The organism is Frigoribacterium sp. ACAM 257, assembly GCF_007954365.1.
In the GTDB taxonomy this organism is placed as follows: Bacteria; Actinomycetota; Actinomycetes; order Actinomycetales; family Microbacteriaceae; genus Frigoribacterium.
Map to the genome: position 1 here is coordinate 676,714 of NZ_VOLO01000001.1, position 21,218 is coordinate 697,931.

19 protein-coding genes are annotated in these 21,218 nt (G+C 70.3%); all 19 read left to right on the top strand.

From position 1 onward, the window contains the following. Window positions 1-19: 19 nt before the first annotated feature. Window positions 20-1,684 carry an arginine--tRNA ligase gene (argS, locus tag ES689_RS03155; protein ID WP_146900064.1) on the top strand — a complete coding sequence of 555 codons (1,665 nt, stop codon included), beginning with the start codon at window positions 20-22 and terminating at the stop codon, window positions 1,682-1,684. Window positions 1,685-1,691: 7 nt separating this feature from the next. Next, window positions 1,692-2,459 (top strand): DUF2993 domain-containing protein, encoded by a 768-nt coding sequence (locus tag ES689_RS03160; RefSeq protein WP_146900067.1) that lies wholly within the window; start codon window positions 1,692-1,694, stop codon window positions 2,457-2,459. A gap of 106 nt (window positions 2,460-2,565) precedes the next feature. After that, the gene (gene lysA / locus ES689_RS03165) at window positions 2,566-3,969 is read left to right on the top strand and encodes a diaminopimelate decarboxylase (RefSeq protein ID WP_146900070.1); all 1,404 of its coding nucleotides are present in this window, start codon (window positions 2,566-2,568) and stop codon (window positions 3,967-3,969) included. An 86-nt stretch (window positions 3,970-4,055) separates the two neighbouring features. After that, window positions 4,056-5,390, top strand: a complete 1,335-nt coding sequence (locus tag ES689_RS03170) for a homoserine dehydrogenase (RefSeq protein ID WP_146900072.1) — start codon at window positions 4,056-4,058, stop codon at window positions 5,388-5,390. Further along, complete coding sequence (gene thrC / locus ES689_RS03175; RefSeq protein ID WP_146900074.1) at window positions 5,390-6,472, top strand: threonine synthase; 1,083 nt, start codon at window positions 5,390-5,392, stop codon at window positions 6,470-6,472. The genes ES689_RS03170 and thrC overlap by 1 nt, the downstream gene beginning before the upstream one ends. A gap of 13 nt (window positions 6,473-6,485) precedes the next feature. Beyond that, window positions 6,486-7,439 carry a homoserine kinase gene (gene thrB, locus ES689_RS03180; RefSeq protein ID WP_146900078.1) on the top strand — a complete coding sequence of 318 codons (954 nt, stop codon included), beginning with the start codon at window positions 6,486-6,488 and terminating at the stop codon, window positions 7,437-7,439. 260 nt (window positions 7,440-7,699) lie between these two features. After that, complete coding sequence (rho, locus tag ES689_RS03185) at window positions 7,700-9,967, top strand: transcription termination factor Rho (RefSeq protein ID WP_146900081.1); 2,268 nt, start codon at window positions 7,700-7,702, stop codon at window positions 9,965-9,967. Further along, window positions 9,967-11,049 carry a peptide chain release factor 1 gene (prfA, locus tag ES689_RS03190; RefSeq protein ID WP_146900084.1) on the top strand — a complete coding sequence of 361 codons (1,083 nt, stop codon included), beginning with the start codon at window positions 9,967-9,969 and terminating at the stop codon, window positions 11,047-11,049. Before rho ends, prfA begins: the two co-directional genes overlap by 1 nt. Window positions 11,050-11,099: 50 nt before the next feature. Then, window positions 11,100-11,933, top strand: a complete 834-nt coding sequence (gene prmC, locus ES689_RS03195) for a peptide chain release factor N(5)-glutamine methyltransferase (RefSeq protein ID WP_223269429.1) — start codon at window positions 11,100-11,102, stop codon at window positions 11,931-11,933. A 38-nt stretch (window positions 11,934-11,971) separates the two neighbouring features. After that, a complete protein-coding gene (locus ES689_RS03200) occupies window positions 11,972-12,649 on the top strand; it encodes an L-threonylcarbamoyladenylate synthase (protein WP_146900089.1) in 678 nt (225 codons plus the stop codon). Next, the gene (locus tag ES689_RS03205; protein WP_370512321.1) at window positions 12,646-13,926 is read left to right on the top strand and encodes an MraY family glycosyltransferase; all 1,281 of its coding nucleotides are present in this window, start codon (window positions 12,646-12,648) and stop codon (window positions 13,924-13,926) included. Before ES689_RS03200 ends, ES689_RS03205 begins: the two co-directional genes overlap by 4 nt. Beyond that, window positions 13,923-14,348: a hypothetical protein gene (locus tag ES689_RS03210; RefSeq protein WP_146900092.1), complete on the top strand. Its 426-nt coding sequence runs from the start codon at window positions 13,923-13,925 to the stop codon at window positions 14,346-14,348. The genes ES689_RS03205 and ES689_RS03210 overlap by 4 nt, the downstream gene beginning before the upstream one ends. Window positions 14,349-14,588: 240 nt before the next feature. Continuing rightward, window positions 14,589-15,395 carry a F0F1 ATP synthase subunit A gene (gene atpB / locus ES689_RS03215; RefSeq protein ID WP_146900095.1) on the top strand — a complete coding sequence of 269 codons (807 nt, stop codon included), beginning with the start codon at window positions 14,589-14,591 and terminating at the stop codon, window positions 15,393-15,395. A gap of 71 nt (window positions 15,396-15,466) precedes the next feature. Beyond that, complete coding sequence (atpE, locus tag ES689_RS03220; protein ID WP_043594505.1) at window positions 15,467-15,700, top strand: ATP synthase F0 subunit C; 234 nt, start codon at window positions 15,467-15,469, stop codon at window positions 15,698-15,700. A 20-nt stretch (window positions 15,701-15,720) separates the two neighbouring features. After that, entirely contained in the window at window positions 15,721-16,281 is a 561-nt protein-coding gene (locus ES689_RS03225) for a F0F1 ATP synthase subunit B (protein WP_146900098.1), read from the top strand. Between the two features lie 2 nt (window positions 16,282-16,283). Beyond that, window positions 16,284-17,078 (top strand): F0F1 ATP synthase subunit delta, encoded by a 795-nt coding sequence (locus ES689_RS03230; RefSeq protein ID WP_146900101.1) that lies wholly within the window; start codon window positions 16,284-16,286, stop codon window positions 17,076-17,078. Between the two features lie 58 nt (window positions 17,079-17,136). Further along, entirely contained in the window at window positions 17,137-18,774 is a 1,638-nt protein-coding gene (atpA, locus tag ES689_RS03235) for a F0F1 ATP synthase subunit alpha (protein WP_146900104.1), read from the top strand. A gap of 44 nt (window positions 18,775-18,818) precedes the next feature. Continuing rightward, window positions 18,819-19,718: a F0F1 ATP synthase subunit gamma gene (locus ES689_RS03240; RefSeq protein ID WP_146900107.1), complete on the top strand. Its 900-nt coding sequence runs from the start codon at window positions 18,819-18,821 to the stop codon at window positions 19,716-19,718. 39 nt (window positions 19,719-19,757) lie between these two features. Then, window positions 19,758-21,218, top strand: a complete 1,461-nt coding sequence (gene atpD, locus ES689_RS03245; protein ID WP_133737669.1) for a F0F1 ATP synthase subunit beta — start codon at window positions 19,758-19,760, stop codon at window positions 21,216-21,218.

Below are 21,218 nucleotides of genomic sequence, written 5' to 3' on the forward strand. Positions count from 1 at the left end.
GCCGGTAAGATCGACGACCGTGACTCCCGCCGAACTCTCCACGTCCCTGCTCGCCGTCGTCGACGGGGTGCTCCAGCGTCGAGGCGTTCCCGCCGACGTCGTCGTGACGCCCGCCGACGTCGTGCTCGAGCGGCCCCGCAACCGAGACCACGGCGACTGGACGACGAACGTGGCCATGAAGTTCGCGAAGCGCGTCGGCGCCTCGCCCCGCGACCTGGCGACCGAGATCGCGGCCGAGCTGGCCGAGGTGGACGGCGTCTCCGACGTCGACGTCGCCGGCCCCGGCTTCGTCAACGTCCGCCTCGACGCCGCCGCGGCCGGCCTGCTCGCGAGGACGATCGTCGAGCAGGGGGCCGCGTTCGGTCGCGGCACCTACTACGACGGCGTCACCATCGACCTCGAGTTCGTGTCGGCGAACCCCACGGGGCCGATCCACATGGGCGGCGTCCGCTGGGCGGCCGTCGGCGACAGCCTCGCGCGGGTCTTCGAGGCGCAGGGCGCGCTCGTCACCCGCGAGTACTACTTCAACGACCACGGCGGTCAGATCGACCGCTTCGCCCGCAGCCTCGTGGCCCGGGCGCTCGGCGAGCCGACCCCCGACGACGGCTACGGCGGGCAGTACATCGGCGACATCGCCGACCGCGTCCTCGCGGCGACCGACGTCGACCTGCTCGCGCTGCCCCGGGACGAGGCACAAGAGGCGTTCCGTGCCGCCGGCGTCGACTTCATGTTCGCCGACATCAAGCAGTCGCTGCACGACTTCGGCGTCGACTTCGACGTCTATTTCCACGAGAACGAGCTGCACGAGTCGAAGGCCGTCGAGCGTGCCGTCGCCCGCCTCCGCGAGCTCGGGCACGTCTACGAGGCCGAGGGCGCGACCTGGCTCCGCACCACCGACTTCGGCGACGACCGCGACCGGGTCGTCATCAAGACGGACGGGGAGGCGGCCTACATCGCGGGCGACCTCGCCTACTACCTCGACAAGCGCGAGCGCGGCTTCGAGCGGAACCTGATCATGCTGGGCGCCGACCACCACGGCTACGTCGGCCGCATGATGGCGATGTGCGCCGCGTTCGGCGACGAGCCGGGCGTGAACCTCGAGATCCTCATCGGCCAGATGGTGAACCTGCTCCGCGACGGCGAGCCGATGCGCATGTCGAAGCGGAACGGCACCGTCGTCACGATGGAGGACCTGGTCGACGCCGTCGGCATCGACGCGGGTCGGTACTCGCTCGTCCGCAGCCCGGTGAACAGCTCGATCGACATCGACCTCGACCTGTGGACCAGGCGCACGAACGACAACCCGGTCTTCTACGTCCAGTACGCGCACGCCCGCACCAGGTCCGTGGCGCGCAACGCCGAGGCCGCCGGCGTGACGCGTGACGCGTTCGACGCCTCCCTGCTCGTCCACGAGACCGAGAGCGCCCTGCTCGGCGCCCTGGCCGAGCTGCCCCGCGTGGTCGTGCAGGCCGCCGAGCTGCGCGAGCCGCACCGGGTCGCGCGCTACGTCGAAGAACTCGCCGGCACCTACCACCGGTGGTACGACAGCTGCCGGGTCACCCCCCTGGGCGACGAGGAGGTGACCGACCTGCACCGCACGCGCCTCTGGCTCAACGACGCGGCCGGGCAGGTCATCCGCAACGGTCTCGGCCTGCTCGGCGTCTCCGCCCCCGACCGGATGTGACGAGGGCATGAGCGACGTCGACGACTTCTTCGCCGAGCGGCCCGTGCCGCGCCGCCGTGCGCGGGGCGCCGCCGCGGGCCTCTTCGTCCTGTTCGGCGTGCTGGTCGTGCTCGCCGTCCTGGCGGTCGTCGCGGACGTGGTCACCCGCAGCCTGGTCGAGCAGCGCGCCGCGGCCGAGATCGCCACCTCCACCGGGCTGGACGACGTGGCCGTCGACGTCCACGGCGTCTCCGTGCTGTGGCAGATCGCGCACGGCTCGCTCGACGACGTGACCCTGTCGTCGGGCTCCGCCGGCGATCCGGTCTCGTTCACGGTGGACGTCAGCGACGTCCCGACCGACCTCGAGGGCACCTCCGGCCCGGTGACGGGCACGCTCACGGCCGACTCCGCGACGGTGAGCTCCCTCGAGGGGATCGAGTCGGTCGGGGCGTCGGTGGCGCTCGGCACCGACGAGATCACCTACTCTCGCTCTTTCGACCCGCCGTTCATCCCGCCCGTCGCCGTCGACGTCACGGCGACGCCGGCCCTCGTCGACGACGGGCGCGCCCTCGACTTCGCGCCGACGCGGGCGTCCCTCCCCGACGTCTCCGTCTCGCTCGACCTCACCCCGTTCCTCGGGGACTTCGCCGCGCGGATCTGCGTCGCGGAGCAGCTGCCGCCCGGCGTCGTCCTCACGTCGGTCGACGTCGAGCCCGACCGGGTGCAGCTCGGACTCCGGTCTGACGGCCTGCCCCTCGACTCCTCCGCGCTGGCGGCGAAGGGCACCTGCGGGTAGTCGACGCCGCGTCCTCGTGCGTCCGCCGCCAGCGGCTCCGTCACGGTCGGCTGCTGTCGGTAGGCTCGACCTCGTCCCGCTCCTCTCCGTCCCCACCGAGGTCCCCTTGTCGCAGAACCCCCTCGCCCCTGCCTGGCTGCTCGAGCCCGACGACGTCGACGCCCTCGCCGCCTCGGTCTGGTCCCGCGGTTCGCAGCGTGGCGACGACGGCGTCGTCGCGGTCGCCGGCGTCCCCGCCACCGAGCTCGTCGCCCGCCACGGCAGCCCGCTCTACGTCGTCGACGAGGACGACTTCCGAGGCAGGGCCCGCGGCGCGAAGGAGGCGTTCGACCGAGAGCTCGGACGCATCGGCACCAGCGCGATCGTCTACTACGCCGCGAAGGCGTTCCTCTCCGTCGAGGTCGCGCGCTGGGTGGCCGAGGCGGGCCTCCGCGTCGACATCTGCACGGGCGGCGAGTTCGCCGTCGCCGCGGCGGCCGGCGTCGAGCCCTCGCGCATGGCGTTCCACGGCAACAACAAGTCGCTCGCCGAGATCGACCGCACCGTCGCGGCGGGCATCGGCAACATCGTCGTCGACAACGCGGACGAGGTCGTGCGGGTCGCCGAGGCGGCGTCGCGTCACGGCGTCGTCCAGTCCGTCCGCGTCCGGGTCAACAGCGGCGTGCACGCGTCGACCCACGACTACCTCGCCACCGCACGCGAAGACCAGAAGTTCGGCATCACCCTCGCCGACGCGCCCGCCGTGGTCGCCGAGATCCGTCGTCGTCCCTCCCTGCGGTTCCTCGGTCTGCACTCGCACATCGGCTCCCAGATCTTCGGCTCGGACGGGTTCGGCGAGGCCGCACGCCGCCTCCTCTCCCTGCACGCCGACCTGCTCGCCGGCGGTCCCGTCCCCGAGCTCAACCTCGGCGGCGGATTCGGCATCGCGTACACGTCGGTCGACGACGCTCGCCCGCTCGACGAGCTGGCGGCGGCGCTGGCCGACATCGTCGCGGCGGAGTGCGCGAGGCTCGGCATCTCGCTGCCGGTGGTGGCCGTCGAGCCCGGCCGGGTGATCGCCGGGCCCGCCGGCACCACGCTCTACACGGTGGGGACGGTCAAGGACGTCGCGGTCACGCTCGACGAGCGCACCGGCGAGACCGCCGTGCGACGCTACGTCAGCGTCGACGGCGGCATGAGCGACAACGCGCGCCCGGCCCTCTACGAGGCCGACTACTCCGCACGTGTCGTGAGCCGCGCCTCCTCGGCGGGCCCCGCCCTCGTCAGGGTCGCGGGCAAGCACTGCGAGAGCGGCGACCTCGTCGTGCTGGCCGAGTACCTCCCCGCCGACGTCGCGCCGGGCGACCTGCTGGGCGTGCCCGCGACGGGCGCCTACTGCTGGAGCCTCGCGAGCAACTACAACCACGTCGGGCGCCCCCCGGTCGTCGCGGTGCGAGACGGGTCCTCCCGGGTCGTCGTGCGCGGCGAGACCGAGGCCGACCTGCTGGCCCGCGACGCCGGTCTCGACTGACCCTCGCTCCGCACGTCACCCGACCACCCCCCTTTCCCCCAGCTCACGGCGCCCCGACCGGGACCGCCTCCAGAGAACGGATCACCATGGACGAATACCGCGACGTGAGGGTCGCCCTGCTGGGCGCCGGATCGGTCGGGTCGCAGGTGGCCCGCCTGCTCCTCGAGCACGGAGACGAGCTCGCGGGGCGGGCCGGCGCCGGCCTGCAGCTGGTGGGCATCGGCGTCCGCGACGTCGACGCGCCGCGCGACGTCGACCTGCCGCGCGAGCTGTTGACGACCGACCTCGAGTCGCTGATCCTGGGGGCCGACATCGTCGTCGAGCTCATGGGCGGCCTCGAGCCGGCTCGTCACCACGTGCTCCAGGCTCTGCTGTCGGGGGCCGACGTCGTGACGGGCAACAAGGCGCTGCTCGCGCACCACGGCCCCGAGCTGTTCGCGGCGGCCGAGCAGGTCGGCGCACAGCTCTACTACGAGGCGGCCGTCGCCGGCGCCATCCCGATCATCCGGCCGCTGCGCGACAGCCTCGCGGGCGACCGCATCCGCCGCATCATGGGCATCGTCAACGGCACGACGAACTTCATCCTCGACCGGATGGACACGGACGGCGACACCCTGGAGGACGCCCTCGCGACGGCGACCGAGCTGGGCTACGCCGAGGCCGACCCCACGGCCGACATCGAGGGCTTCGACGCGGCCCAGAAGGCGAGCATCCTCGCGAGCCTCGCCTTCCACACGACGGTGCCCCTCTCGGCCGTGCACCGCGAGGGCATCACGTCCGTGACGCACGAGCAGGTGCAGGCGGCACGCAAGGCCGGCTACGTGGTCAAGATCCTGGCGATCTGCGAGCGCCTCACCGACGCCGACGGCGTCGACGGGGTCAGCGCACGCGTCTACCCCGCGCTCGTCCCGCTCGACCACCCGCTCGCCGCCGTGCACGGCGCGAAGAACGCGGTGTTCGTCGAGGCCGAGGCCGCAGGCGACCTGATGTTCTACGGCGCCGGCGCCGGCGGAGTGGAGACCGCGTCGGCGGTGCTCGGCGACCTCGTGTCGGCTGCGCGCCGCCACGTGGTCGGCGGCCCGGGCGTCGCGGAGTCGACCCAGGCCGACCTGGCCGTCCTGCCCATCGGGCACGTGGTGACGAGATACCAGATCACCCTCGACGTGGCCGACCAGCCCGGCGTCCTGGCCGAGGTCGCGACGGTGCTCAGCCGACACGGCGTCAGCGTGCACAGCGTCGAGCAGACCGGGGGCCTCGAGCCCGGCGCGTCACGCGACGAGGAGGCGGCCCCCGCGACCGCTACCCTGATCATCGGCACGCACCGTGCCCGCGAGTCCGACCTCGCCGCCACGGTCGTCGCCCTCCGCAACACCACGGTCGTGAACACCGTCACGAGCGTGCTGAGAGTCGAAGGAGCCTGATGGCCCACCAGTGGCAGGGTGTCCTGCGCGAGTACGCCGACCGTCTCGACGTCACGGAGGCGACTCCCGTCGTCACCCTCGGCGAGGGCGGCACGCCCCTCATCCCGGCACCGGCGCTGTCCGCGCGCACCGGGGCGAAGGTGTTCGTCAAGTACGAGGGCATGAACCCGACCGGCTCCTTCAAGGACCGCGGCATGACGATGGCCATCTCGAAGGCCGTCGAGCACGGAGCGAAGGCCGTCATCTGCGCCTCGACCGGCAACACGTCGGCGTCGGCCGCCGCGTACGCCGCCCACGCGGGCATCACCGCGGCGGTCCTCGTGCCCGAGGGCAAGATCGCCATGGGCAAGCTGAGCCAGGCCGTCGCGCACAACGGCCAGCTCATCCAGATCCAGGGCAACTTCGACGACTGCCTCGACATCGCGCGCGACCTGGCCGCCAACTACCCGGTGCACCTCGTCAACTCGGTCAACAACGACCGCATCGAGGGGCAGAAGACCGCGGCGTTCGAGGTCGTCGACGTGCTCGGCGACGCCCCGGACTTCCACTTCCTCCCCGTGGGGAACGCCGGCAACTACACGGCGTACACCCGCGGCTACCGCGAGGACGTCGAGGCCGGCCGGTCGACGCGCCTGCCGCGCATGTTCGGCTTCCAGGCGTCCGGCTCGGCGCCCATCGTGGCCGGCGAGGTCGTGAAGCACCCCGAGACCATCGCGAGCGCGATCCGGATCGGCAACCCCGCCTCCTGGCAGCTGGCACTCGAGGCCCGCGACCTCACGAACGGCTGGTTCGGCGCCATCACCGACGACGCCATCCTCGCGGCGCAGAAGATCCTGGCGGCCGAGGTCGGCGTCTTCGTCGAGCCGGCCTCGGCCATCAGCGTGGCTGGCCTGCTCGAGCGCTCCGACGCGGGAGTCGTCCCGGCGGGCGCGACGGTCGTCCTCACGGTCACGGGCCACGGCCTGAAGGACCCGCAGTGGGCGCTGCGCCGCGCCGACGGCTCCGAGGTCACGCCGACGGTCGTCGAGAGCGACACCTCGCGCGTCGCCGAGGTGCTCGGGCTCGTCCCGGCGTCTGCATGACCGAGGCACGCCGATGACCAAGGTGGGCGACCCGCGCTCGGTCCTGGTCCGGGTGCCGGCGACGTCCGCGAACCTCGGGCCGGGCTTCGACACGCTCGGGCTGGCCGTCTCCCTGTACGACGAGCTCGTGGTCACGACGACCACGAGCCCGGGCGTCGAGGTGCACGTCGAGGGGGTCGGCGCCGGCGAGGTACCCACCGACGAGGGCAACCTCGTCGTGCAGGCGATCGCCGCGGCCTACGCGTCGGTCGGGCAGCCGCTGCCGGGGCTCCGGCTCCGGGCGCGCAACGTCATCCCGCACGGCCGCGGCCTCGGCTCGTCCGCCGCCGCCATCGTCTCCGGCGTCGTCGCGGCCAAGGGCCTGCTCGAGGGCGTCGTCGACTTCTCGTCCGCCGACCTGCTGCGTGTGGCGACCGAGATGGAGGGCCACGCCGACAACGTCGCGCCCGCCCTGTTCGGCGGACTGACCATCGCGTGGATGACCTCGTCCGGGCCGGCCCACAAGCGCCTGCTGGTGCACCGTGGCGTGTCGCCCGTCGTCTTCGTGCCGCAGTCGACCCTGTCGACCAAGCTCGCACGCAGCCTCCAGCCGGCGTCGGTGCCGCACGAGGACGCGACGTTCAACGTGTCCCGCTCGGCGCTGCTCGTGGCGGCCCTGATCCAGAGCCCCGAGCTGCTCCTCGCCGCGACGGAGGACAGGCTCCACCAGAGCTACCGGGCGAGCGCCATGCCCGAGACCGATGCCCTGATCACGATGCTGAGGAACGCCGGCCTGGCCGCCGTCGTCTCCGGCGCGGGTCCCTCGCTGCTGGTCCTCGGCAGCGACCCCGCGCAGCGCTTGTTCGCGGCGGATCTCGTGGCCGAGCACTCCCTGTCCGACTGGCGCGCCGTCATGCTCGCCGTCGACCTGCGGGGTGCTACAGTGAAGCCGCACCCGGTAGAGAATCAAGATCCCCTGGGCATCTAGCAGCACCTCCTCGGTTCTCGAGTAAGTGCGTCGAGTCCCCAGGCTCCCCGATCCCCCCGGGCCGCACATCCCGTAGTGCACATCTCGCAGTGTGCGTCCGCCTGTCTGGCGTACGTGCACCGCACCTCCGTGAGCTCCCCTGCGCATCCCGCGCAGCGCGCAACCGCGCAGGGCCTGCCGACAGGGCAGACCCCAGGCCACGAGGTGTGACCAGCTCAGCCTCGCGGCTCTCGCGGGGGAGCGGAAGGAACCCAACACCAGTGTCAGACGTCGACATCCGCAACTCTGCGGACACCACCGCCGAACTCAGCGCCATGCGCCTCCCGCAGCTCCAGGCCCTCGCCTCCTCGCTCGGCATCAGCGGTCTCTCCAAGCTCCGCAAGGGCGACCTCGTCGCCGCGATCGCCGCCGTGCAGGCGCAGTCGGCCGGGGGCAGCGCCGCCCCGGCCGAGGCCGCCGAGCCCGTCGTCGAGCAGCCCGTCGCAGAGCAGCCCGTGCTCGACGTGCCCGTCGAGACGCCCGCCGACGTGCCCGTCGAGGTCGCCGCAGGCACCGAGCCGGCCGAGGCCGCTCAGGTCGCCGCCGCCGACGAGGCGCCCGTCGCCCCGACCCGTGCCCGTCGCGGATCGCGACGCGCGACCGCCGCTGCCGGCGCCCCCGCCCAGCGCGGCGCCGGCGACCACGTCAACGGCGGAGAGTCGGGCGTCGAGCCCGTCCTCCAGGCCCCCGCCACGACCCCGGTCGAGGCTCCCGCCGCGCAGGCCGAGCAGGCTCCCGCCGAGACCCTGCAGGAGGCGCCGGTCGCCGCCGAGCGTCCGTCGCGCAGCCGCCGTGGCTCGCGCCGCGCCTCCGACACGACCGTCGCCGAGGCGCAGGCCGCGGCGCAGGGCGAGCAGGCAGCCACCACGGACGCCGACGCGACCGCCGACAGCGATGCAGGCGTGGCCGCAGGCGCTGACCAGGGCCAGGGAGACCAGGGCCAGGGCGACCAGACCCAGGGCGACCAGGCCGGTCAGCAGGGCGGCGGACGCCGCAGCCGCAGCCGTGGTCGCGGTGACCGCAAGAACGGCCAGGCCGGTCAGCAGCCGACGAACGGCGACCAGCAGCAGGGCCAGAAGGCCGACCCGCAGCAGGGCGGTCAGCAGGATCGTCAGCAGGGCGGTCAGAAGCTCGACCAGCAGCAGGGCGACCGCCAGCAGCAGGGCGACCGTCAGCAGCAGGAGCGACAGCACCAGGACCGCCAGCAGGGCACCGGCCCTCAGCAGCAGGACGAGAACGGTCGTCAGGGCCGTGGCCGTCAGCGCGACCGCAAGCGCGGCCGCGGCGTCCAGACCGACGAGTTCGAGCCCGAGATCTCCGACGACGACGTCCTCATCCCCGTCGCCGGCATCCTCGACGTGCTCGAGAACTACGCCTTCGTCCGCACCACGGGCTACCTGCCCGGCGCCAGCGACGTCTACGTGTCGCTCGGCCAGGTGAAGAAGTACCACCTCCGCAAGGGCGACGCCGTGGTCGGTGCCATCCGCCAGCCGCGCGAGGGCGACCAGGGCCAGGGGCGTCAGAAGTACAACGCCATCGTCCGGATCGACTCGATCAACGGCCAGCCCGTCGAGGAGGCCGCGAAGCGCGTCGAGTTCGGCAAGCTCACCCCCCTCTACCCGCAGGAGCGCCTGCGCCTCGAGACCGAGCAGCAGAAGCTCTCGACCCGCATCATCGACCTGGTGTCGCCCATCGGCAAGGGCCAGCGCGGCCTGATCGTCTCCCCGCCCAAGGCAGGCAAGACGCTGGTGCTGCAGGCCATCGCCAACGCCATCGCGGTGAACAACCCCGAGGTGCACCTCATGGTCGTCCTCGTGGACGAGCGTCCCGAAGAGGTCACCGACATGCAGCGCACGGTCAAGGGCGAGGTCATCGCCTCGACCTTCGACCGTCCTGCTGAGGACCACACGACGGTCGCCGAGCTCGCCATCGAGCGCGCGAAGCGCCTCGTCGAGCTGGGCCACGACGTCGTCGTTCTGCTCGACTCGATCACCCGTCTCGGCCGCGCCTACAACCTGTCCGCCCCGGCTTCCGGCCGCGTGCTGTCGGGCGGCGTCGACTCGTCGGCCCTCTACCCGCCGAAGCGCTTCTTCGGCGCCGCGCGCAACATCGAGAACGGCGGCTCGCTGACGATCCTGGCGACCGCGCTGGTCGAGACCGGCTCGAAGATGGACGAGGTGATCTTCGAGGAGTTCAAGGGCACCGGCAACATGGAGCTCCGCCTCTCCCGTCACCTCGCCGACAAGCGGATCTTCCCGGCCGTCGACGTCAACGCCTCCGGCACCCGTCGGGAAGAGATGCTCCTCAGCCCCGACGAGGTCAAGATCACGTGGCGCCTGCGCCGTGCCCTCGCCGGGCTCGAGCAGCAGAAGGCGCTCGAGATCGTCCTGGGCAACCTCAAGGAGACGCAGTCGAACGTCGAGTTCCTCGTGCAGATCCAGAAGTCGATGCCCGCGAACGGCCACGACGCCGGCCACAAAGACCACTGATGTTCGAGTCGGTGTCCGTGCTCCTCGCGGAGCACGACGACCTCCAGACGCAGCTCAGCGACCCCGCGGTGCACGCGGACGCGGCGCGCGCCAAGAAGATCAACCGTCGCTACGCCGAGCTCAGCCGCATCGTGGCTGCGCACTCGGCGTGGCAGCAGGCGGTCGACGACCTCGAGGCCGCACGCGAGCTCGCGAAGGAGGACGAGGCGTTCGCCGACGAGGTGCCCGCGCTCGAGCAGGGTCTGGACGAGTCCCAGGAGAAGCTGCGGCGCCTCCTGATCCCTCGTGATCCCGACGACGGCCGCGACGTGATCATGGAGATCAAGGGCGGCGAAGGAGGCGCGGAGAGCGCGCTCTTCGCCGCCGACCTCCTGCGCATGTACCTGCACTACGCCGAGGGCATGGGCTGGAAGTCCGAGATGATCCAGAGCGACGACAGCGACCTGGGCGGCTACAAGAACGTCCAGGTGGCCATCAAGTCGAACGCCACGGATCCCTCGCAGGGCGTCTGGGCCCACCTGAAGTACGAAGGAGGCGTGCACCGCGTCCAGCGCGTGCCCGCCACCGAGTCCCAGGGCCGCATCCACACCTCCACGACCGGTGTCCTCGTGTTCCCCGAGGTCGACGAGCCCGAGGAGGTCGACATCAACCAGAACGACCTCAAGATCGACGTCTACCGGTCGTCCGGGCCCGGAGGCCAGTCGGTCAACACGACCGACTCCGCCGTCCGCATCACCCACCTGCCCACGGGCATCGTGGTCGCGATGCAGAACGAGAAGAGCCAGCTGCAGAACCGGGAGGCCGGCATGCGCGTGCTGCGGGCGCGCATCCTCGCGCGTCAGCAGGAGGAGCAGGCCGCCATCGCGTCGGACGCCCGCAAGAGCCAGATCCGGGGGATGGACAGGTCGGAGCGCATCCGCACCTACAACTTCCCCGAGAACCGGATCGCCGACCACCGCACGGGCTACAAGGCGTACAACCTGGACGCCGTGATGGACGGCGCGTTGCAGCCCGTCGTCGAGTCCTGCATCCAGGCCGACGAAGAGGCCCGGCTCGCCGAGATCGGCGACACCGCGTCGTGACCGACGCCGCCGAGGCGCTCGGGCGCTCCCGCACGGTCGACTCCGCCCTCGTGGCGGCGTCGGCCGTGTTGTCGTCGGCGGGGGTGCCGACGCCCGACGTCGACGCCGAGCTCCTGCTCGCTCACGTGCTCGGCCTCGGTCGTGGGGTCGTCCGAGCCAGAGCGGTGACGCGATCCGCCGTGACCGCCTCCGACGCGTCGGCGTTCGGGGAGGCGGTGCGACGTCGTGCCGCGCGCGAGCCCCTGCAGCACATCACCGGCACGGCGGCCTTCCGGTCGATGCACCTGCACGTCGGCCCGGGGGTCTTCGTTCCCCGTCCCGAGACCGAGGGCGTCGCCCAGCTGGCGATCGACGCGCTGCGCGCGGCGCCCGGCGAGCGTCCCGTGGCCGTCGACCTCGGCACGGGCAGCGGCGCGATCGCCCTGGCGATGGCGACCGAGGTGCCCGTCGCGTCCGTCGTCGCGGTCGAGCTGTCGCCGCACGCGGCCGTCTGGACCCGTCGCAACATCGCCGCGGTCGGCGCCGGCAACGTGTGGCTCGTCGAGGGCGGCCTGGCCGGCGCGTTGCCCGAGCTCGACGGCACCGTGTCCGTCGTCGCGTCGAACCCCCCGTACATCCCGGTCGGCATGGTCCCGCGGGACCCCGAGGTCCGGCTGCACGATCCCGAGCTCGCTCTCTACGGGGGAGCGGACGGCCTCGACGTCGTGCGCGACCTCTCGGTGACGGCCCTCCGCCTCCTGCACCCCGACGGCGTGCTCGTCGTCGAGCACGGCGAGGAACAAGGAGGCGCGATCCGCGATCTCCTGGACGCCGACGGGTGGCGGTCCACGGTCACGCACCCCGATCTCGCCGGTCGCGATCGCGCGACGACGGCGGTGCGCTGACGTCCCCTCCAGGTCGTCCGCACTATCATCGTCAGGTCATGGCCTCCCTCTACGACCTCTCCGTCGACTCCGAGCTGCTCGCCGGCATGCGCCGGGCCCGTGGCGCCGTCGGGCGCGGCGAGCTCGTGGTCCTGCCCACGGACACGGTCTACGGCGTGGCCGCCGACGCGTTCGACCCCGGCGCGGTGCAGAAGCTCCTCGACGCGAAGGGGCGGGGTCGTCAGTCGCCGCCTCCCGTCCTCATCAAGGGCCTGGACACGCTCGCCGCACTCACCTCGACGGTCCCCGACGTGGTGAGGCCGCTGCTGGACGAGTTCTGGCCGGGGCCGCTCACGGTGATCTTCCGCGCGCAGGCGTCCCTCAGCTGGGATCTCGGCGAGACCCGCGGCACCGTCGCCCTGCGCGTGCCGAGCCACCCCCTCACCCTCGAACTGCTCGAGGAGACCGGTCCCCTCGCGGTCTCGAGCGCCAACCTCACCGGCCAGCCCGCGGCCGAGACCGCACAGGCGGCGCTCGAGATGCTGGGCGACTCGGTCGCCGTCTACCTCGACGCCGGCCCCGTGGGCGACGGCTACGAGCGCCGACCCGGCGCCAACACGGGCTCGACGATCGTGGACGCGACGGGCGCGGCCGACGGCGTCCTCCGCATCGTGCGGCACGGCGTCCTGCCCGACTCCGAGATCAGACGCGTCGTCGGGGCCGACGCACTCGCGTGAGGTACTACCTGCTCGCGATGGTCATCGCGGCAGTCGTCAGCTTCGTGCTGTCCGTCGTCGTCTGGCGCCTCGGCCTCAGGTTCAAGCTCTACCCGACCATCCGGGAGCGCGACGTCCACAAGACCCCGACTCCCCGCCTCGGGGGAGTGGCGATGTGGGCGGGCATCGTCGTCGCCCTCCTCGCCGCCTGGTTCGTGTTCCCGTTGATCTCGGGCGTCGACTACTTCCGGCTCGTGTTCGCGGACCCTGGTCCGCCTCTGGCGATCCTGGGGGCGGCGACGATCATCGTCGTGATCGGCGTGGTGGACGACCTCTACGACCTCGACTGGATGACCAAGCTCGCCGGCCAGATCATCGCGGCGGGCGTGCTCGCCTGGCAGGGCGTCCAGCTGGTGTCGCTGCCGATCGGGGGCAGCCTCGCCATCGGTTCCCCGTACATGTCCCTGATCCTCACGATCCTGGCGATCGTGCTCGTCATGAACGCGGTCAACTTCATCGACGGCCTCGACGGGCTCGTCGCCGGCGTCACGATCATCGCGAACAGCGTCTTCTTCATCTACAGCTTCGTCATCTCGATCACCATCGGCCAGACCGAGTACTTCAACCTCGCCGCTCTGCTCACCGCCGTCCTGATCGGCGCCTGCCTCGGGTTCCTGCCGCTCAACTGGCATCCCGCCCGGCTCTTCATGGGCGACGCGGGGGCGTTGCTGACCGGGCTGATCATGGCGACGAGCGCCATCTCCGTGACGGGGCAGATCGATCCGGCCACGATCTCACGGTCGGCCCTGCTGCCCGCCTTCATCCCGATCCTGCTCCCGTTCGCGGTGCTCGTGGTGCCGCTGCTCGACTTCGGGCTCGCCGTGCTCCGCCGCGTGAGCGCCGGCAAATCGCCCTTCACGGCGGACCGCAAGCACCTGCACCACCGTCTGCTCGACATGGGCCACTCCCACTTCCAGGCCGTGCTGATCTTCTACTCGTGGACCCTCGTCGTCTCCGTGGGCTGCCTGATGTTCCTCTTCGTCAAGCCCTCCTGGCTCGTCGGCCTGTTCCTGGGCGTGGGCCTCGTCGTCTGCGCAGTCCTCACGCTCGCACCGCTCAGCCGTCGGAAGCGCGTCGAGGTGGCCGTGCAGAGCACTCGCAGCGAAGCTCTCGCGGCGAGTGCGTCCGGCCGGTTCGACCCGCTCGACGAGGCCGCGGAGGTCCTCGACCCGTCCGACACCGACACGGCCCAGAACGCCGTGGTGCCCGAACTGACACCCCCGGAGGAACGCCCATGAACGCCCGCTCGATCTTCACCAAGATCCTGACCTACACGGGACTGCTGGCCCTCGTGATCGCCGTCGTCGGAGGTGGCCTCGGCTTCGCCTACGCGGGCACGGACGGCCTGTGGAGCGCCCTGGTCGGGGTCGCCCTGGCAGTCGTCTTCGCGGGCATCACCGCGGCGAGCATGCTCATCGCCATCCGGTTCCGGCTGGCGGCCTTCTTCGGCATCGTGATGGGCGCGTGGTTGCTGAAGCTCGTCATCTTCGTCGTGCTGCTGGTGCTCGTGAAGGACCAGCCGTTCGTGAACGACCTCGTGCTGTTCCTGGCGCTGGTCGTGTCGATCGTCGGGACCCTCGCCATCGACGCGCTGGTCGTGGTCCGCGGCCGGCTGGGCAACGTCAGCGACGCCGTCCTGCCGCCCGCGCCTCAGGACTGACGGAGCCTCGGCCCGCCGCCCGGCGTCCCCTTTAGGCGTGGACGACGCGGTCGATCGATCATGTTCCTTGCAGGGCATGAAAAGACCGCCGTCGATTCGTGCCAGCACCGAATACCTTGATAGAGTCTTGACCGTTCCCCGGCCGCGATTCTCTGCGGGTTCGGATGACAACCCCACCAATCGTCGCGACACTTCAGGGTGCTCGCCCCGACACAGGAGATAGCGCTGATAGCGAACGCTGTGAACCTGCTCTCCGCTGCCGAGACCGGCCACGGAGACGGGGGATTCCACGCCCCGACTCTTGACGAGTTCTTCCCGTCCGCGATCTTCCTCGAAGGCACGCCCTTCGAGCTGAACCGCATCATGCTGGTCCGCCTCTTCGCGATCGCCGTCATGCTGCTGCTCTTCTGGCTCGCCCTTCGCAAGGGGCGGCTCGTGCCGTCCCGCGGCCAGAGCATCGCCGAGCTCGGCCTCGACTTCGTCCGCGTCCAGATCGTCGAAGAGATCCTGGGCGAGAAGCTGGGCCGCAAGTACCTGCCGTTGCTGGCCGCCATGTTCTTCGGCATCTTCGCGATGAACATCACGGGCATCGTGCCCGGCCTGAACATCGCCGGTACGTCCGTCGTCGCCATGCCGCTGCTGCTCGGCGTCGTGGCCTACGTGATGTTCATCTACGCGGGCTTCCGCGAGGTGGGCGGAGCGACCTTCTTCCGGAACGCCCTGTTCCCGGCCGGTGTGCCGTGGTACATGTACATCCTGTTGACCCCCATCGAGTTCATCAACATCTTCATCGTGCGGCCGATCTCCCTGGCTCTGCGACTGCTGCTGAACATGATGGTCGGCCACCTCCTCCTCGTGCTCTGCTTCGCCGCGACGCACTTCTTCTTCTTCAGCATGAGCGGCGGGTTCATGGCGTTCGGCGCCCTGACCCTCATCGGCGGGTTCGTCATGACCATCGTCGAGATGGCCGTCGCCGTGCTGCAGGCCTACGTCTTCACGCTCCTCGCCTCGGTCTACATCCAACAGGCCGCGTCGAACGAACACTGAGCGTCGAACGAACACTAAGAACGACGGGGCCCGTCGCCTGACGAGCCCCGCCCAACCGGAAGGAAACACAAGTGGACACCACCACGATCCTCGCTGAGATCAACGGCAACATCGCGACCGTCGGCTACGGCCTCGCAGCGATCGGCCCCGGCATCGGCATCGGCATCGTCGCGGGCAAGACCGTCGAGGCCATGGCACGTCAGCCCGAGCTGGCCGGCCGCCTCCAGGTCACGATGTTCCTCGGCATCGCCTTCACCGAGCTGCTGGGCTTCATCGGCCTCGCCGCCGGCTTCATCTTCTCCTGATCAGTTAGGACGACACACCGATGATCGAGACGATCCTCGCGGCCGAGGGCGGTGCTCCTGAGGGGGCGGCCGTCTTCTTCCCCGCCGGTTACGACATCCTCTGGTCTCTCGTCGTCTTCGTGGTCATCGCCGCGTTCTTCGGGATCTTCGCGATCCCGAAGTTCCGCAAGATCCTCGACGAGCGTGCCGAGCGCATCGAAGGCGGCATCGCCCATGCCGAGGCCGCACAGGCCGAGGCCGCGAAGGCCCTCGACGAGTACAAGAAGCAGCTGGCCGACGCTCGCGCCGAGGCGGCTCGCATCCGCGAGGCAGCTCGCGCCGAGGGCGCGGAGATCCTCGCGGACCTCAAGCAGCAGGCTCAGGCCGAGTCCGATCGCGTCACCGCGAACGCCCACGTCCAGATCGAGGCCGAGCGTGCGGCTGCTGTCGCGTCGCTCCGTGCCGAGGTGGGCTCGCTGGCCATCGACCTCGCGTCGGGCGTCATCGGCGAGTCCCTGACGGACGACGCCAAGGCGTCTGCCGTCGTCGACCGCTTCCTGGCGGACCTCGAGGCAGAGCAGAACTCGAAGGCGGGCCGCTGACGATGGGCTCCATGTCCCGCGAGGCGCTCGGGTCGGCGAGGTCCACCCTCGCCGACCTCGGCGCTGCTGCCGACCTGGCCACGGGCCAGCAGGTGCTCGACGCAGGTCGTGTCATCGGCGGCAACGTCCAGCTGCAGGCCTACTTCGCAGACCCCGCCGTCGACGCCGCCACGAAGAAGCAGCTCGTCGACCGCGTCTTCGGCGCCTTCACGGAGCCCGCGCGTGCGCTGGTGCTCTCCGTGGTCGGTCGACGCTGGTCCTCGAAGCGCGAGCTCCTCGCGGGCATGGAAGAGATCGGCATCCGTGCCGTGGCCTCCACGACGGCCGACGGCACCTCGATCGCGAACGAGCTGTTCGCGTTCGACGCAGCCGTTCGTTCCGACTCGTCGCTCGAGCTAGCGATCGGCACCAAGCTGAGCGACCCTGAGGCGAAGGCCGGGCTCGTCCTCCGACTCCTCTCCGGTCGTGCGAGCGAGCAGACGATCACCATCGTCAGCCACCTCGTCCGTCAGCCTCGCGGCCGACGGATCGGCGAGCTCCTGCGCACGGCAGCCGAGATCGTGTCCGACCAGTCGGACCAGCTCGTCGCGACGGTCACGACCGCTCGCGTCCTCGACGACGCGCACGCAGCCCGCCTCGAGCAGGGTCTGTCCCGACAGTTCGGGCGTAGCCTCCGCATCAACCAGGTCGTCGACCCGGCCGTCATCGGCGGCCTCCGCGTCCAGGTCGGCGACGAGGTCATCGACGGGACCGTCGCCACCAAGCTCAGCGCGCTCCGCCTCCAGCTCGCCGGCTAGGCACGCACCCCACACAGACTCGAGGCCCCCTGAAGCCTCGCTACGAATAGGAATCACAATGGCAGACATCAAGATCAGCCCCGATGAGATTCGCGATGCGCTGAAGGACTTCGTGTCGTCGTACGACCCGTCCAAGGCCTCGACGACCGAGGTCGGCTACGTCACGGACGCCGCGGACGGCATCGCGCACGTCCAGGGTCTCCCCGGCGTCATGGCGAACGAGCTCATCCGCTTCGCGGACGGCACCCAGGGCCTCGCCCAGAACCTCGACGAGGACGAGATCGGCACCATCGTGCTCGGCGAGTTCTCCGGCATCGAGGAGGGCATGGAGGTGACCCGCACCGGCGAGGTCCTCTCCGTCCCCGTGGGCGACGGCTTCCTCGGCCGTGTGGTCGACCCGCTGGGCGCGCCCATCGACGGTCTCGGCGAGATCGCGAACGAGGGCCGTCGTGCCCTCGAGCTCCAGGCCCCCGGCGTCATGCAGCGCAAGTCGGTGCACGAGCCGATGCAGACCGGCATCAAGGCCATCGACGCCATGATCCCCGTCGGCCGTGGACAGCGCCAGCTGATCATCGGTGACCGCCAGACCGGCAAGACGGCCATCGCGATCGACACGATCATCAACCAGAAGGCCAACTGGGAGTCGGGCGACGTCAACAAGCAGGTCCGCTGCATCTACGTGGCCATCGGCCAGAAGGGCTCGACGATCGCCTCCGTCAAGGGCGCCCTCGAAGAGTCCGGCGCCATGGAGTACACGACCATCGTCGCCGCTCCGGCCTCCGACCCTGCCGGCTTCAAGTACCTCGCGCCGTACACGGGCTCGGCCATCGGCCAGCACTGGATGTACGGCGGCAAGCACGTCCTCATCATCTTCGACGACCTCTCGAAGCAGGCCGAGGCCTACCGTGCCGTGTCGCTCCTCCTGCGTCGTCCGCCGGGCCGCGAGGCCTACCCCGGCGACGTCTTCTACCTGCACTCGCGTCTCCTCGAGCGCTGCGCGAAGCTGTCGGACGAGCTGGGCGCCGGCTCGATGACCGGTCTCCCGATCATCGAGACGAAGGCCAACGACGTCTCGGCCTATATCCCGACGAACGTGATCTCCATCACGGACGGCCAGATCTTCCTGCAGTCCGACCTGTTCAACGCCAACCAGCGTCCCGCTGTCGACGTGGGCATCTCGGTCTCGCGAGTCGGCGGCGACGCGCAGCTGAAGTCGATCAAGAAGGTCTCCGGCACGCTCAAGCTCGAGCTGGCGCAGTACCGCTCGCTCGAGGCCTTCGCGATGTTCGCCTCCGACCTCGACGCGGCGAGCCGCCGACAGCTCGCTCGTGGCGCGCGCCTCACCGAGCTGCTCAAGCAGCCTCAGTACTCGCCGTACCCCGTCGAGGACCAGGTCGTCTCGATCTGGGCCGGCACGAACGGCAAGCTCGACGAGGTTCCCGTGCCCGATGTGCTGCGCTTCGAGCGCGAGCTGCTCGACTACCTCGGCCGCAACACCTCGGTGCTGTCTGACCTCCGCGAGAAGAACGTCCTGTCGGACGACATCGTCTCGGCGCTCGACGCCGGTGTCGACGCCTTCAAGCAGGAGTTCCAGACGGGTGAGGGCAAGCCCCTCGCCTCGGTCGGCAGCGAGCAGTTCGAGGCCACCGACGCCGCGGACGTCAACCAGGAGAAGATCGTCAAGGCCAAGCGCTGACGCGCTGGACCGACGATCACGACTGACGAGACAACAGGAGAGTCATGGGAGCCCAACTACGGGTCTACCGCCAGAGGATCCGCTCCGCGCAGACCACGAAGAAGGTCACGCGTGCGATGGAGCTCATCTCGGCCTCGCGCATCCAGAAGGCGCAGGCCAGGATGAAGGCCTCGGGGCCGTACTCGCGTGCCATCACGCGGGCAGTCTCGGCCGTGGCGACGTTCTCGGACGTCGACCACATCCTCACCACCGAGCCCGCGACCGTCGAGCGTGCCGCGGTCGTCGTGTTCACGTCCGACCGTGGCCTGAACGGCGCCTTCAGCTCGAACACGCTGAAGGAGGCGGAGCAGCTGGCGACGCTCCTCCGCGGACAGGGCAAGGACGTCGTGTTCTACCTCGTCGGCCGCAAGGCGCAGAACTACTTCGCGTTCCGCAAGCGCGACTCGGAGCAGATCTGGACGGGCAACACTGACCAGCCCGAGTTCGGCACCGCGAAGGAGATCGGCGACGCAGTCGTGGCGAAGTTCCTCACGGACGCCTCCGAAGGCGGCGTCGACGAGATCCACATCGTCTACAACCGCTTCGTGAACATGGTCAGCCAGGTTCCCGAAGTCGTGCGTCTTCTTCCCCTGGAGGTCGTCGAGGGCGTCGAGGCGCCCGCCGACGACGAGATCCTGCCGCTGTACGACTTCGAGCCCGACGCCACCGAGGTGCTGGACTCGCTGCTGCCGGTCTACATCGAGAGCCGCATCTTCAACGCGATGCTGCAGTCGGCGGCGTCCGAGCACGCTGCTCGCCAGAAGGCCATGAAGGCCGCCAGCGACAACGCGGACACCCTCATCCGGGACTTCACCCGCCTGGCGAACAACGCTCGCCAGGCCGAGATCACGCAGCAGATCTCCGAGATCGTGGGCGGCGCAGACGCCCTCAGCTCGGCCAAGTAGATCTGCCCCCCAGCATCACCATCCGAAGAGAGAGAAGCCATGACTGACACCGCAACCGCGCCGGTCGCGACCGAGTCGGCTCCCGGCGTCGGGCGAGTCGCCCGGGTCACGGGCCCCGTCGTCGACATCGAGTTCCCGCACGACGCCATCCCGGGCGTGTACAACGCGCTCCACACGACGATCACCATCGGCGACACGACGAGCGAGCTGACCCTCGAGGTCGCGCAGCACCTCGGCGACGACCTGGTCCGTGCCATCGCCCTCAAGCCCACGGACGGCCTCGTCCGCGGGCAGGAGGTCACCGACACCGGTGCGCCGATCTCGGTGCCCGTCGGCGACGTCACCAAGGGCAAGGTCTTCAGCGTCACCGGCGAGATCCTCAACCTCGAGGGCAACGAGCAGGTGGAGATCACCGAGCGCTGGCCGATCCACCGCAAGCCGCCGGCCTTCGACCAGCTCGAGTCGAAGACGCAGCTCTTCGAGACCGGCATCAAGTCGATCGACCTCCTCACCCCCTACGTGCAGGGCGGCAAGATCGGTCTGTTCGGCGGTGCGGGCGTCGGCAAGACCGTCCTCATCCAGGAGATGATCCAGCGTGTCGCGCAGGACCACGGCGGCGTGTCGGTCTTCGCCGGGGTGGGGGAGCGAACCCGCGAGGGCAACGACCTCATCGCCGAGATGGACGAGGCCGGGGTGTTCGACAAGACCGCCTTGGTGTTCGGCCAGATGGACGAGCCGCCGGGGACGCGTCTCCGAGTGGCCCTGTCGGCGCTGACGATGGCGGAGTACTTCCGTGACGTGCAGAAGCAGGACGTCCTGCTCTTCATCGACAACATCTTCCGCTTCACGCAGGCCGGCTCCGAGGTCTCGACCCTTCTCGGTCGCATGCCCTCCGCCGTGGGGTATCAGCCGAACCTGGCCGACGAGATGGGCGTTCTCCAGGAACGCATCACCTCGACGCGTGGGCACTCGATCACCTCGCTGCAGGCGATCTACGTGCCGGCTGACGACTACACCGACCCGGCCCCCGCCACGACGTTCGCGCACCTGGACGCCACGACGGAGCTGTCGCGTGAGATCGCGTCGCAGGGCCTGTACCCGGCCATCGACCCACTGACCTCCACCAGCCGCATCCTCGACCCCCGCTACCTGGGCGAGGCGCACTACAACACGGCCATCCGGGTCAAGGCGATCCTGCAGAAGAACAAGGAACTCCAGGAGATCATCGCCATCCTCGGTGTCGACGAGCTCTCCGAGGAGGACAAGATCACGGTTGCGCGAGCGCGCCGGATCCAGCAGTTCCTCTCGCAGAACACCTACATGGCCAAGAAGTTCACGGGTGTCGAGGGCTCCACGGTTCCCCTCAAGGAGACGATCGAGTCCTTCACCGCCATCGCGGACGGCGAGTTCGACCACGTCGCCACGCAGGCCTTCTTCAACGTCGGCTCCATCTCCGACGTCGAAGAGAAGTGGGCTCAGATCCAGAAGGAGAACGGCTGA